This window comes from Sphaerisporangium sp. NPDC049002, assembly GCF_040649355.1.
Taxonomy (GTDB): domain Bacteria; phylum Actinomycetota; class Actinomycetes; order Streptosporangiales; family Streptosporangiaceae; genus Sphaerisporangium.
The window spans coordinates 1-11,308 of sequence record NZ_JBEZFH010000233.1 but is presented as its reverse complement, the minus strand read 5'-3'; the positions used below and the strand labels follow the sequence as shown (position 1 = coordinate 11,308).

20 protein-coding genes are annotated in these 11,308 nt (G+C 69.7%); 17 read left to right on the top strand and 3 right to left on the bottom strand.

The features are described 5' to 3' along the window. Positions 1–725: NTF2-like N-terminal transpeptidase domain-containing protein (locus AB0B89_RS31110; RefSeq protein WP_358559926.1), on the bottom strand; the 725-nt coding region annotated here is incomplete at its 3' end. Positions 726–811: 86 nt separating this feature from the next. Beyond that, positions 812–1,462 carry a lysophospholipid acyltransferase family protein gene (locus AB0B89_RS31105; protein ID WP_358559924.1) on the bottom strand — a complete coding sequence of 217 codons (651 nt, stop codon included), beginning with the start codon at positions 1,460–1,462 and terminating at the stop codon, positions 812–814. A gap of 298 nt (positions 1,463–1,760) precedes the next feature. Here AB0B89_RS31105 and AB0B89_RS31100 point away from each other — a divergent pair, with 298 nt between their 5' ends. The 3 genes from AB0B89_RS31100 to AB0B89_RS31090 all read left to right on the top strand — a co-directional run bounded on the left by AB0B89_RS31100 (position 1,761) and on the right by AB0B89_RS31090 (position 4,688). Next, entirely contained in the window at positions 1,761–3,299 is a 1,539-nt protein-coding gene (locus AB0B89_RS31100; RefSeq protein WP_358559923.1) for a recombinase family protein, read from the top strand. A 79-nt stretch (positions 3,300–3,378) separates the two neighbouring features. Then, on the top strand, positions 3,379–3,771 hold the full coding sequence (locus tag AB0B89_RS31095) for a GntR family transcriptional regulator (RefSeq protein ID WP_358559922.1): 393 nt from the start codon (positions 3,379–3,381) through the stop codon (positions 3,769–3,771). A 530-nt stretch (positions 3,772–4,301) separates the two neighbouring features. After that, the gene (locus tag AB0B89_RS31090) at positions 4,302–4,688 is read left to right on the top strand and encodes a hypothetical protein (RefSeq protein ID WP_358559921.1); all 387 of its coding nucleotides are present in this window, start codon (positions 4,302–4,304) and stop codon (positions 4,686–4,688) included. A 27-nt stretch (positions 4,689–4,715) separates the two neighbouring features. Here AB0B89_RS31090 and AB0B89_RS31085 read toward each other — a convergent pair whose 3' ends face one another. After that, positions 4,716–5,210, bottom strand: coding sequence for a hypothetical protein (locus AB0B89_RS31085; protein ID WP_358559920.1), 495 nt, complete (start codon positions 5,208–5,210; stop codon positions 4,716–4,718). A gap of 130 nt (positions 5,211–5,340) precedes the next feature. On the opposite strand from AB0B89_RS31085, the gene AB0B89_RS31080 reads away from it, so the two are divergent. The 14 genes from AB0B89_RS31080 to AB0B89_RS31015 form a co-directional block, all read left to right on the top strand. After that, on the top strand, positions 5,341–5,604 hold the full coding sequence (locus AB0B89_RS31080; protein WP_358559919.1) for a helix-turn-helix domain-containing protein: 264 nt from the start codon (positions 5,341–5,343) through the stop codon (positions 5,602–5,604). 77 nt (positions 5,605–5,681) lie between these two features. Beyond that, on the top strand, positions 5,682–5,876 hold the full coding sequence (locus AB0B89_RS31075; RefSeq protein WP_358559917.1) for a hypothetical protein: 195 nt from the start codon (positions 5,682–5,684) through the stop codon (positions 5,874–5,876). 109 nt (positions 5,877–5,985) lie between these two features. Further along, on the top strand, positions 5,986–6,576 hold the full coding sequence (locus AB0B89_RS31070; protein WP_358559915.1) for a hypothetical protein: 591 nt from the start codon (positions 5,986–5,988) through the stop codon (positions 6,574–6,576). Next, positions 6,573–7,010: a hypothetical protein gene (locus AB0B89_RS31065; protein ID WP_358559913.1), complete on the top strand. Its 438-nt coding sequence runs from the start codon at positions 6,573–6,575 to the stop codon at positions 7,008–7,010. Before AB0B89_RS31070 ends, AB0B89_RS31065 begins: the two co-directional genes overlap by 4 nt. Continuing rightward, positions 7,007–7,582: a hypothetical protein gene (locus tag AB0B89_RS31060; protein ID WP_358559911.1), complete on the top strand. Its 576-nt coding sequence runs from the start codon at positions 7,007–7,009 to the stop codon at positions 7,580–7,582. The genes AB0B89_RS31065 and AB0B89_RS31060 overlap by 4 nt, the downstream gene beginning before the upstream one ends. Then, positions 7,579–7,899, top strand: coding sequence for a hypothetical protein (locus AB0B89_RS31055; RefSeq protein WP_358559909.1), 321 nt, complete (start codon positions 7,579–7,581; stop codon positions 7,897–7,899). Before AB0B89_RS31060 ends, AB0B89_RS31055 begins: the two co-directional genes overlap by 4 nt. Then, on the top strand, positions 7,896–8,090 hold the full coding sequence (locus tag AB0B89_RS31050) for a hypothetical protein (protein WP_358559906.1): 195 nt from the start codon (positions 7,896–7,898) through the stop codon (positions 8,088–8,090). The genes AB0B89_RS31055 and AB0B89_RS31050 overlap by 4 nt, the downstream gene beginning before the upstream one ends. Then, positions 8,087–9,109, top strand: a complete 1,023-nt coding sequence (locus AB0B89_RS31045) for an AAA family ATPase (RefSeq protein ID WP_358559904.1) — start codon at positions 8,087–8,089, stop codon at positions 9,107–9,109. Before AB0B89_RS31050 ends, AB0B89_RS31045 begins: the two co-directional genes overlap by 4 nt. Next, a complete protein-coding gene (locus AB0B89_RS31040; RefSeq protein ID WP_358559902.1) occupies positions 9,106–9,615 on the top strand; it encodes a hypothetical protein in 510 nt (169 codons plus the stop codon). Before AB0B89_RS31045 ends, AB0B89_RS31040 begins: the two co-directional genes overlap by 4 nt. Continuing rightward, positions 9,612–10,049: a hypothetical protein gene (locus AB0B89_RS31035; RefSeq protein WP_358559900.1), complete on the top strand. Its 438-nt coding sequence runs from the start codon at positions 9,612–9,614 to the stop codon at positions 10,047–10,049. Before AB0B89_RS31040 ends, AB0B89_RS31035 begins: the two co-directional genes overlap by 4 nt. Continuing rightward, positions 10,046–10,477 carry a hypothetical protein gene (locus AB0B89_RS31030; protein WP_358559899.1) on the top strand — a complete coding sequence of 144 codons (432 nt, stop codon included), beginning with the start codon at positions 10,046–10,048 and terminating at the stop codon, positions 10,475–10,477. Before AB0B89_RS31035 ends, AB0B89_RS31030 begins: the two co-directional genes overlap by 4 nt. Next, positions 10,474–10,875, top strand: coding sequence for a hypothetical protein (locus tag AB0B89_RS31025; RefSeq protein ID WP_358559897.1), 402 nt, complete (start codon positions 10,474–10,476; stop codon positions 10,873–10,875). The genes AB0B89_RS31030 and AB0B89_RS31025 overlap by 4 nt, the downstream gene beginning before the upstream one ends. Continuing rightward, entirely contained in the window at positions 10,872–11,048 is a 177-nt protein-coding gene (locus AB0B89_RS31020; protein WP_358559895.1) for a hypothetical protein, read from the top strand. Before AB0B89_RS31025 ends, AB0B89_RS31020 begins: the two co-directional genes overlap by 4 nt. 61 nt (positions 11,049–11,109) lie before the next feature. Beyond that, the coding region (locus AB0B89_RS31015) for a hypothetical protein (RefSeq protein ID WP_358559893.1) at positions 11,110–11,308 on the top strand (199 nt) is incomplete at its 3' end.

The following is an 11,308-nucleotide window of genomic DNA, read 5'->3' as shown; positions in this document are numbered from 1 at the left end:
GCCTTGACGTTGGTGAACGTCGTCGTGGCCCCCGACTGCGCCTGGATCATGTACGTGCCGGTGCCGGGGACGCCCGCCAGGTCCTTCTGGAACGTCTCCTGCAGCCCGCCCCTGCCGACGGGGTCGCCGGTCGTGTAGGACGAGCCGAGCTTGGCCACGTCCTTGGCGGTCGCCTTGTCGAGGTAGCCGACGAGCTGCTGCACCGACCCGCCGACGTCGCCCTGGTCGATGCGGCGGCCGGAGGAGTCCTCCACGGCGGCCCGCTGCGGCCAGGTGGTCTTCAGGGCCAGGTGGGTGGAGCCGGTCAGCGCGGGATGCACGGCCCCGGGAGTCCAGGCGACCTTCCAGTAGTGGTCCTTGACCACCAACTCCAGGGAGCCGGTGTAGGTCCACTGCCCGACGTCCTTCAGCGACAGCGTGGCGGTGTAGGCGGCCCTGGCCCGGTCGTCACCGGCCGGGCTGACCGCGCCCAGCCTGACCGAGGTCTTCTGGACGCCGAGATTCTTGGCCGTTTCGGCGTAGGCGTCCTCGAACCCGGCCACCGGCGAGGCGAGGTCGGACCGCATGGCGGCCAGGTCGCCCCGGCTCCAGGCGCCGGCGAAGTGGCTCGCGGTCTGCGCCGCGCTGCCCCTGGTGTGCAGGACGTAGTAGGCGCCACCGGCGGCGGCCCCCGCCACCAGCACGGTCGTGACAGACGTGATCGCGATGATACGGCCGCGCGGCACGTGTTACCCCCGGGTGTGTCGACGTCGCCACGAGCCTAGCGCGGGGTGTTCGCCGGTGTTCGCCGCTTCGCCGCCGTGTGACCGGCTCAGGCGGCCTCCTTGGCCCGTTCCTTGTGGCTGGAGGCGTACGCCGGGACGTACTCCTGGCCCGACAGGCGCTGGATGGCCCGCATCACCTCGTCGGTGACCACGCGCCGGTCCCTGGCCCTGCCGGGGTCGCCGGTGAAGCTCATCGGCTCGCCGATGCGCACGCCGATCTTGGCGATCCTCGGGACCGAGGCGCCGGGCGGCAGTACGCGCTCGGTGTTGACCATCGCGACCGGGATCACCGGCACGCCCGCCGTCAGCGCCAGCCAGGCGACGCCGATCTTGCCCCGGTAGAGCCGCCCGTCGGGGGAGCGGGTGCCCTCGGGGTAGATGCCGAACAGCTCGCCGCCCTTGAGCACCTGGATGGCCGAGTCGAGCATGGCCTGCGCCGCCGAGGCGCTCTCCCTGTCGATCGCCACCTGGCCGGTGCTCCGCATGAACATGGCCATCAGGCGGTTGCCGGTGAAGTACTCGGACTTGGCGACGAAGGTCACCTGCCGGGGGAGCATGAGCGGCAGGAACACCGAGTCCAGGATGGACAGGTGGTTGGAGGCCAGGATCGCCGCCCCCGATCTCGGGACGTTGCGCGCCCCGGTCACCTGAGGGCGCCACAGCACGCGCAGCACAGGACTGCTGATGATCTTCGTCATGCGATACAGCACGGACTCTCCCGGTGTGCGGACGGCCAATGCCAACCATACGGCGCTGAGTGGAAACCTTGTGTTACGGCAGCCCACAAAGTGTTACATCGTCGTACAACGGAGCGCCCCGCAAGACGAGCCTGCGGGGCGCTCCGTTTTAGGCCGATGTGGCGGTCGCCTCCTCGGCGAGAGGCACAACACGGCTCCAGCCGAACGGTATTCCGTGAAGGCGGTAATTGCGGCCCGGGGGACACAAACCACATCGGCTATCTACAGTTAAGCATACCGAGACGAACGAGGTGTCCCGATGGTCTTGCAGCCCGTCCTACGTGCAGCGATATACGACCGGGCCAGCAAGGACAAGGGCAAGCGCGGCAAGTCGGTGACTGAGCAGCGCGCCGGCAACGAGGACGCCTGCGCCGGCAACGGGTGGACGATCGCCGAGACCTACACCGACAACCACCGTAGCGCGTCGCGGTTCGCCCGGGTGGACCGGCCGGACTGGGACCGGTTCCTCGCAGACCTCGACGCTGCGCGCTTCGACGTGGTGGTGATGTGGGAGTCCTCCCGCGGGGACCGCAAGGCGTCGCAGTGGATCGCGTTCTTGGACTCCTGCCGCGAGCTCGGCGTGCTCATCCATGTCACCTCGCACCGGCGGACGTACGACATGCGGGTGGCGCGGGACTGGCGGGTGCTGGCCGAGGACGGCGTGGACAACGCGTACGAGACCGAGAGGCTCTCGGAGAGGATTCGGCGGGGGCTGCGCGGCAACGCGGTCGAGGGGCGGCCGCACGGCAAGGTGCTGTACGGCTACGTGCGCCAGTACAACCCGCGCACCGGGGCCTTGGTGGGCCAGGAGGCCGACGAGCGTAAGCGGGTGGCGCTGACCCCGGCCTGTGTGGTCGGCCGGGAAACGGTTCGGATCGGTGAGACGTACACCCGGGCCGGCGTGGTGCGTGAGGTCGCGGGGCGGTTCGCGGGGGGAGCGACCCAGAAGGCCGTGGTGGTCGACTTGAACCGGCGCGGCATCCCGGCCCCCGAGGGCGGGATCTGGCGGACCCCGCAGTTGCGGTCGATCCTGCTCAACCCGGCCTACATCGGCTACCGGCGCCACCAGGGGGGGGTGGTGCCCAGCCCGGAGTGGTTCCCGCCGCTCGTCGCTCCGGATGTGCACTACACGTGCATGGGCCGGTTGTCGGATCCGCAGCGTCAGGGCGCCCGTGACTCCAGCGTCAAGCACCTGCTCAGCGGTTTGGCGACGTGCGGGCTGTGCGGCGGGTGGATGCGGGTGCAGGTCGAGGACGGCCGGGGCGGCGCGCGGTATGTCTGCCAGCCGACCGCTCCGGAACGCACCCCGGGACGGCACGCGGTGCGCGGCCAGGCGCGGGTGGAGCGGTATGTGGAGGAGGTCGCCGTCAGGTGGATGGCCCGGCCCGCCCAGCTGGAGGTGCTTGCCCGTGGTGGCGAGGCGCAGGACGACGGCCATGAGCAAATCCTTGGGCAGATCGGCGAGCTGCGGGCCCGGCTGGACGGCCTGTACGACCAGGCTGCGACCGGCGGGTTGTCGGCCACCGGGCTGGCCGCCGTGGAGCGGCGGATCCTGGCGGACATCGCCGGGCTGGAGGGGCGGTCGCGTCATCTGCGCGGCCGGCGGGTGGTGGCTCCCGCGCGCCTGGGTAGCGAGGAGGCCGCCCGTGCGCAGTGGGCGGCGTGGGATGTGGCCGAGCGGCGGGAGTTCCTGCGTGGCCTGTTCGAGAGCGTTGAGATCATGCCGCTGGGGGCTGGGCGGCGTGGGTATGCCGATGCCGAGTCGGTGCGGCTGACGTGGCGGGCTGACGTCTTGTAGCAGGCCAATGGCACCTATGGCCCTATGGCCCTATGGCCGAAGGGGGAGGGGATCATAGGGCCCCCTATCTTCCAAGATCGTGACCGTGTACGAGCCGGTGTACCGCCGGGTGGCCCGAATCTTGCGTGAGGAGATCACGGCCGGGAAGTACCAGCCCGGCGAACTGCTGCCCTCCGAAGGACGCTTGGCGCAGATTCACGAGGTCGGCAAGGACACGGTGAGAGATGCCCTGGCCCTCTTGCGATCAACGGGTGAGGTCGTCACCGTCAGGGGCGTGGGGACGCGCGTACGCGAAGAGGCTGAGGTGACCGACGAACCGGTGGGCAAGGGGACGCGCATCGCCGCGAGGATGCCGACTGAGGGGGAGATGCACGCCATGGGGCTGACGCCTGGCACGCCGGTCCTGGTGGTGGAACGAAACGGCGATGTGACGGTGCTCCCGGCGGACCGCAAGGCGTTGATCGTCGAGTAGGCCCGGCGAGGCGGAGTTTCGGTCTCGCCGTTGGGGCGGCGACCCCGGGCAGTTGCCGTGCTCGGGGCCGCCTCTCCCTTCCGGGACCACACGATCACGGGCGCCCAGGGGGTCGTGGCGGTGCGATCGTGTGGCCGTTTTGCGCTCGCCCAGCGACCAGCGACGCTCATCGGATCGTAGTCGGCCAAGCGCTTGCTGTCACTGGTGGAAGTGGACAATCGGCCCCACAGTGATCTCAGTGCCGTGTCAACGGGCTGTCCAACTGGACAGGTTTCTGTCACCTGGATCGTTCCCGACAAAGGGAACCAATGCGGATGTCCTACGCACTGTAGGCCGTCAAGCTGCACGAACCGTAACCGGGCATTCGCGCTATGCAAAATTATGCGGTTTGCCGGTCGATGGTCGCGAATTTGTGCGACAAGCACGGCTTTTGGCTCAACAAGTTGTGGCGTAAAGTTCCTGACTTATCGCCCGGGGGGTCGGGCCGTACACAACAAGGGCCAGGTTCGTGGCCCAGGAGGTTGCACACTATGGGGCGATATGACGGGATCCTCATCACCACCGGACTTTTAGCCATTGCCGTGCTCGGTGTCGACGCATCCACCCGCATGGAAATCCTTCGCGGCGACGGGGTCGCACTGATGTGCGTCATCGCTGCCGTTTCCCTCACCATCGCGGCTATCCGTCACCACACCCGAACCACTAAGGACACCCTTACCGCAGGATTCGCGGCGTGCGCGGAGCGCATAGAAGGCGCCATCGCGCATCATGGCGAGCAGACCGGTGTGCGCACGACCGAGCGCGTCCTCCAGGCATTGGCCAAAGGGCAGGTAGAGGCCCTGCTGGATCGAGACGAACGACGTTCGGCGTTCATGGGGAGCGGAGCGGACACGGGGCAGTCCCGGATGGTCTGGTAGCGAACCCTTACGAAAAGGCCGCGGGGATCAACCTCGCGGCCTTTTCACTTCCTCCCGCACCGAAAGAATCGACCGCCGCATCAGCATGTACGCCCTCAGGAAGTCGTCCTTCGCTTTTTCTGAGAGCTCGTCCATCTCCAGGATCTCCCAGATACCTGGGTCCATGACCTCGTCGTCGAGGGTCACCTCGTCCGCCGCCACCAGGCCGCGCTCCACAAGGAGCTGGGCGAGGCTCTTGCCGCGTCTGGCGCCCTTGGTCTCCCCCACGGGGATCAGGGTGCCGCCGGCGAGCAACTTGGCGATGGTGCCTCTGCGGAGTTTGAGCGCGTATTCGAGCCCGGCCGCCATGTGTGGGGTGATGGGCTGGTCACCCTTGAGGATGCGCCTGAGGTGGGCGAGTGACATCCCCGCCAGCGGTGCGACGTCCTTGTAGAGCATCCGCAGGTCGTGCATGCGGGCGTCGAGCGCCTTCCTGCCTTGCTCGTTGAGGCGGTCGGTGCTGCTCCTCGTGGTCATCAGCATGTCCCTCGCTCCTTCGAATAAGCGCACATTAGCGCACACTGGCAGGTCCGAACACATCAAGCCGGGGGGACACACGAGCAATCATGAGCGGTGACTAGCGCTCATGAGCGATGAGCGATAGTGTGCGCTCATGGCTGGTACACCACTACTCGACCTCCCCTTCGACGGGAGAAAACTCCGGCGGGCACGCGTAAGGGCTCGGCTCACTCAGGACGCACTCGCCCAGCTCTGCAGCGACCAAGGCACACCCGTCTCCCGGTTCCAAGTAGTGCGCGCGGAGAGCTGCAGAAACAGGCCGCTCCCCGACGTCCTCGACGCGTTCGCGAAGGCCCTCGACGTAGGTGTTGAGGACCTCCTGACTCGAAGTGAGGAAGTCAGGCAGGAGTCTGCCTGATGAGCGCTCATGAGATCAACACGGGTGGCGCACAGGTGACAAGCAACTCACCTCGGCGAACACCCCGCCGCAGGGCAGTGAGCGCTCAGTTCACCCCCGAGCAGAAGCAGGCCGCGCGCCTTGCATCGATGGAGGCGGAAATCGCCGCCGCCGCCGAACTCGCCGTCTCCCAGGCGCCGCCGCCGTCGGCGTCGCAGCTCGCGCTCCTGGCCCGGCTGTGCGCCGCACACCCCACCCCGTGGCTCATCAAGGAGCCCCGGAGGGCGTCGTGACCTCCCGCTGAACCCCCGCATGACTGCGGGCCCCGACCTGGCAAGAGGCCGAGACCCGCTGACCCACCAACAGGAACCACTCCCATCGACAGAGAGGAGCTGGTGAGCCTTGAACACCAAGGTAACCCAGACCCCCACCCCCGCCCGCACGATCTCCGTGGAGGAGGTCGGCGATGTCCCCGAGCTCGCCGACCTCCCCGGCCTGACGCTCCCGTGGGAGCGCGTCGTCGTCGAACGCCACGACGGCAAGTTCGTCCGGCTGCACGGCGCCGAGTTCACCAACTGGGTCGCGCAGGCGGGCGGCGTCGAGGCCGTGGCTCGCGCCCTGGTGGTGAAGCTGGCGAGCCGCGCCGAGACCTCGATCGACGTCGAGCCGGAGCCGGTCCGCACCGAACCCGCCTACGTGCTGCCGTCCGTCCCGGACGTGCTCCGCAAGCTGGCGGACCGCCTCGACACCTTGACCTGCGACCGGATCACCCCGCCCGACCTGTACGGCGCCCTCAACCGCCTCACCCTGACCAACAACGGCTTCGTCCTGCGCCAGGAGGCGTTGGCCGCGCTGGTCGACCACTGGCAGGGGGGCACCTGCGACGACCGGTGGCTGAACGGGTGGACCGGGCCGCGCCGACGGGTCGACATCGTCTCCACCATCCGGAACGCCGCCACGCTCGTCGAGACCCGCGCGGCGGTGACCCGATGAGCGACCGCGCCGAGTACATCAAGGGCCTGCGCGCCCTCGCCGACATCCTGGAGAACCACCCCGACCTGCCGTTGCCCTACGACGGTCGCGGTGGCGCGATCGACTTCATCGAGCTCGGCGAGGAGGACCGCCGGGGTGCGGCGGTGTTCGCCAGGGTCATGCCCGGAACGGTCCGCAAGGAGCCCCGCGACACCTACCTCGACTTGGTCGCTGACGTTCATGGCGTCAAGGTCAAGTGGATCGCGATGCGCTCCAACGTGTGCGAGCGCGTGGTCACCGGCACTCGCGAGGTCGAGATCGAGGAGCCGGACCCGCAGGCGCTCGCCGCCGTCCCCAAGGTGAAGCGCACCGTCACCGTCGAGGACGTGGAGTGGCAGTGCGGCAGCCTGCTCGCCACCGCCGACGCCGAGCAGGCTGCGGCGGTGACCGCGTGATCCCCCTGGTCCCCGAGGTGGCGGCCGACCTGATGGTCGGTGACATCTACACCGTCACCTACGACCGCAGCGTGGTCATCACCGCCCTGGACCCGGCCACCCGCGAGGGCACCCTCGCCCGCGGCACCCGCGAGGTTCAGGCGGACGGGTGGGCGCAGACGTTGGTCGCCGAGCAGGCGGTCGACGCGCTGCCCGGCGCGCAGCGTTGGGAGGCCTGGCACGCGCAGGCCGACGTCCTCGGCGACAAGGTGTGGGACGCCCTAGTGGACGCCGGCATCCAGCCGTACCACGCGACCGGCGACGGGTTCGACATCCTCAAGCACCAGGACGACACCGGGCACGTGGTGGTCATCACCCGCCGCGACGGGGCCCTGTCCGGGACCGGCCGGTCGGTGACCCGGCAGATGCTCGGCAACTGGATCCCCGCCCTGCGCGACGCGGGGTTCGTGGTTGAGCTGTTCGAGCACGACGGCGACCCGTACGGACTGGTGGTCGCCCTGGACGAGTCCGCGTTGCGGCACGGCGTGGACCTCACGCTCGCCTGCGCTGCTGCGACGGCAGGTGCCCGATGATCGCCACGTCCGCGCAGATCCTGCGCACTGCCGCCGACATCATCGCCACCCAGCACCGCATCCACGTCACCCCGGTCACCGCGATCCGCATGGCCGCCGGGACCGGCATCAACGCGCACGACCACGCCAACCAGGCGATGCTCGCCCTGGCCAGGCACTTGCGGTACGGGATCGACGACACCCCCAACCGGTTCGTGCACGCCGAGAGGCACCTGGACCGGTGGGACGGGCTCCGAACCCGCGAGCAGGTGGTCACCGAACTGCGCGGCGCCGCCGACAAGTGCAGCCCCGCGCCGCCCGCTGGGGGTGCCCTGTGACCGCCCAACACCGCGACCCCGCCGGCGAGCACCTGGCCGACCTCGCAGCCGAGTTCGACGTCACGTCACGGGCTAAGGCCAACGCCGCCCGGATGCTCGCCCGCGCGCGGCTCGCGGCCCGGGTGCAGGACGTCGCCGACGCCGAGCAGGACCGCCGCGACCGCGCCGACGACCTGGACGGTGACCAGTGACCCCCCTCCGCACCCGCAAGCCCACCGGCGCCGTCCCCTGGCCGCTGATCCTGCTCGAAGGCGGGGAGAAGGCCGGCAAGTCCCGGGCCGCCGCCGAACTGTCCGCCAGCGAGCGTGTCGGCCAGACCTACTGGCTCGACCTCAACGAGGCCGCCGCCGACGAGTACGGCGCCATTCCCGGCGTCCGATACCTGGTCGTTGAGCACGACGGCACCTGGGCCGACATCCTGAGCTCGGTCACCGCGGTCCGCGACGAGGCCCGCCGCGCCGCCGACGCCGGTGAACCACCGGTGGTGCTGGTCATCGACTCGATGACCGCCGAGTGGGACCTGCTGAAGGACTGGGCGGGCAACCGCGCCAAAGGGTCGCGAAGCAATCAGGAGCGCCTGCGCAAGGACCCGAACGCCGAAGTCTCGGTCCCGATGAACCTGTGGAACGACGCCACCGCCCGCCACCGGCGGCTGATGACGATGTTCATGACGTTCCCCGGCATCGTCGTGATGACCGCCCGGGGCAAGGAGGTCGCCGCCCTCGACGCCTCCGGCCGGCCGGTCGAAGGGTCCAAGGACTACAAGGTCGAAGGGCACAAGAACCTGGCGTTCGACGCGTCGGTGTGGGTGCGGATGTCCCGCGAACACCCCCCGATGGTCGTTGGCGCCCGCTCGGTGCACGCCGGTCTACGCCCGGGGGTGGACAAGCCCCAGCCCATCCATGACTTCTCCCTGGAGCGGCTCGTCTTCGACCTGCTCAAGTGCGACCCGGCGAAATCCCGGGCCCGTGAGATGACGGCGATGCAGGCCGGGGACGAGCCGCCGGACCTGGACAACCTGTCCGAGGTGGCCAAAGAGCTGTTGCGGATGGCCGAGGACCACACCAGCCTCGCCGACCTGGAGAAGGTCTGGCGTGCGGTCACCGCCGCCGTGAAGGCCGGACAGATCACCCCGCCCGAGGAAGGCCACATCCGCGGTCGCGTCCAGACGCTCAAGTCCGAGCTCACGGCGGGGAGTGAGGCCGCGTGACCCGCGACGAGCAGGCCGTGCGCCTGATCGTGTCGGCGGTGCTGGCCGACATCCTCGCCAAGGCCGACCGCGCCGACCGCGACCAAGTCCGCACCACGTGGGTCGTCGGCGACCGTCTCAACGGAGTCGTCGCCGACCACCCCGCCGGGGCCATCCAGGTGAAGAAGGGCGCCGTACGCGCCACCGTGACCGACCAGGCGGCTTTCGCCGAGTGGGTGAAGACGCACCGGGCCGACGAGCTGGAAACGGTCCGCACCACACGCGTCCGCCCCGCCTACGTCTCAGCGGTCCTGACCGCCGCCAAGAAGACCGGCACGGCGGTGACCGCTGACGGCGAGGAGATCCCCGGCATCACCGTCGTGGCCGGCGAGCCGACCGTGGCCGTGACGCTCGCCGACGACGCGGCCGATCTGGTGTCCGCCGCCTGGCAGTCCGGGGAGCTGTGGGAGCTGATCGGCGGGCTTCTGCCCGCCCTGGAACCAGCAGACAAGGACGGTGCCGAATGAGCGTCTTCGCCCGCAACGAGGAGACGGGGAGCTTCGAGTTCCTGTCCGCCGACGTCGTGCTCACCCCGGCCGACACCGACGTGTTCCTGAAGATGCTCAACAACGAGCTCGGCATGGCGCAGTTGAAGGTGAAACGCGCCCGCGAGGCCGAGCTGACCGCCGAGCGCACCTACCTGGAGGCCCGGTCGGTCCTGCTGCTGGATGAGGACGCCCCGGAGGTGGGCCGCAAGGTCGGCCAGGTGTCGCAGAAGGAGCAGGACGCCTGGTTCGCCGACCGGATCCCTGACCCGTACTGGGCGCTTCGGGAGGCGCGGATCGCTCGGGCCAACGCCGTGGATTACGCCTGGCAGGTGAAGGCCCAGGTCGAGTTGATGCGGTCGCTGAACGTGAACGCCAAGGCGATGTACGACTCGTACCGCGGCGGTGGGCGATGAATCGCTCCGGGATCAAGCGCGGCACCCAACCCCTCGCGCGGTACAAGCCCCTCGAGGGCGGCCAGCCGCCTGCGCGCCGGACTCGGATCAAGCAGGTGTCGGCCAAGCGGCAGCGGGAGAACCGCGAGCGGGCCCGGCTGGTCGAGCGGCTCCTGAAGAAGTACCCGCTGTGCGAGCGCTGCCGTCGCGCCTGGTCGCGGGACGTCCACGAACCCCGCAAGCGTTCGCACGGGGCGGACATCCTGGACCCGGCCGAGTGCGTGTGCCTGTGCCGGGCCTGCCACGACCACGTGCATGACAACCCGGCCGAGTCGGTTGCTGACGGCTGGCTGATCGAGTCGCACGACAAGACCACCCGCCCGCGCGCTGCTGCTGAACGCGCCGCCGCTGGGGCTGCCTGGCGCGAGCAGACCCAGGAGGCGTCATGACCCACATCGAGGAGAGAGCGGCTGCGCTGACCGTGGCCGCCAACGCCCGCGACGCTGCGGACTGCCGGGAACTGCTGGCCATGCTCGGGCTGCTGCCAGAGGTCCAGGCAACCACCGATCGCAGGGTGTTCGACGGCGACGTGGGCCACGGCAGGTACCGCCTGTACCTCGCGGGCTGCCGCTGCGACGCCTGCCGCGCCAAGAACGCCGAGACGGTCCGGAAGTCCCGCGCGAGGGCGAAGTCCGACCCTTCGCGGGCGGACCGTGCCGGGCACGGCAAGGCCAACACCTACAAGAACCACGGCTGCCGATGCGAGCCCTGCCGGGCGGCTTTGGCCAAGTGGACGAACGACTACAACGCCCGCCGCCGGAAGGCCGCACTCCGGGAGGCGTCATGACCGGTCCGTGGATGCCCGCCATCGGCGCGCGAGTCACCTGGGACGGCCACGACGGGGTGTGGGTCGTCGAGGGCTACGACGGCGACGCGGTGTGGCTGTACCAGCCCGGCGAGTCCGGGCAGCCCCGGCTGGTCGGCCTCCGTCAGATCCGCCCCGCCCCCGCCACCCCCTGATGCACGACGCCCCGCGCCATGCCGGGCGCGGGGCGGCAACCAAACCAAGGAGATCGGAAACGTGAACACCCAGCTTATCGACATCACGGCCGCCCCGGTGACCGCTGCGTCCTCCAAGTACGTCCGGTACCGGCTCGACAGGGTCGAGGACGACATCGCGGACCTGGACAACGAGATCGCGGCGATGCTCGCGGTGCGCGACGACCTGCAGGCGGTGGCCGCCCGGTACCGGGCGGGTCTCGGCCAGGCGGTGTCGCTGC

Coding starts and splice junctions, on each gene's coding strand:
- AB0B89_RS31105 (WP_358559924.1), bottom strand. CDS start 1,462: ATGACGAAGATCATCAGCAGTCCTGTGCTGCGCGTGCTGTGGCGCCCT.
- AB0B89_RS31100 (WP_358559923.1), top strand. CDS start 1,761: ATGGTCTTGCAGCCCGTCCTACGTGCAGCGATATACGACCGGGCCAGC.
- AB0B89_RS31090 (WP_358559921.1), top strand. CDS start 4,302: ATGGGGCGATATGACGGGATCCTCATCACCACCGGACTTTTAGCCATT.
- AB0B89_RS31085 (WP_358559920.1), bottom strand. CDS start 5,210: ATGCTGATGACCACGAGGAGCAGCACCGACCGCCTCAACGAGCAAGGC.
- AB0B89_RS31080 (WP_358559919.1), top strand. CDS start 5,341: ATGGCTGGTACACCACTACTCGACCTCCCCTTCGACGGGAGAAAACTC.
- AB0B89_RS31065 (WP_358559913.1), top strand. CDS start 6,573: ATGAGCGACCGCGCCGAGTACATCAAGGGCCTGCGCGCCCTCGCCGAC.
- AB0B89_RS31055 (WP_358559909.1), top strand. CDS start 7,579: ATGATCGCCACGTCCGCGCAGATCCTGCGCACTGCCGCCGACATCATC.
- AB0B89_RS31035 (WP_358559900.1), top strand. CDS start 9,612: ATGAGCGTCTTCGCCCGCAACGAGGAGACGGGGAGCTTCGAGTTCCTG.
- AB0B89_RS31030 (WP_358559899.1), top strand. CDS start 10,046: ATGAATCGCTCCGGGATCAAGCGCGGCACCCAACCCCTCGCGCGGTAC.
- AB0B89_RS31025 (WP_358559897.1), top strand. CDS start 10,474: ATGACCCACATCGAGGAGAGAGCGGCTGCGCTGACCGTGGCCGCCAAC.
- AB0B89_RS31020 (WP_358559895.1), top strand. CDS start 10,872: ATGACCGGTCCGTGGATGCCCGCCATCGGCGCGCGAGTCACCTGGGAC.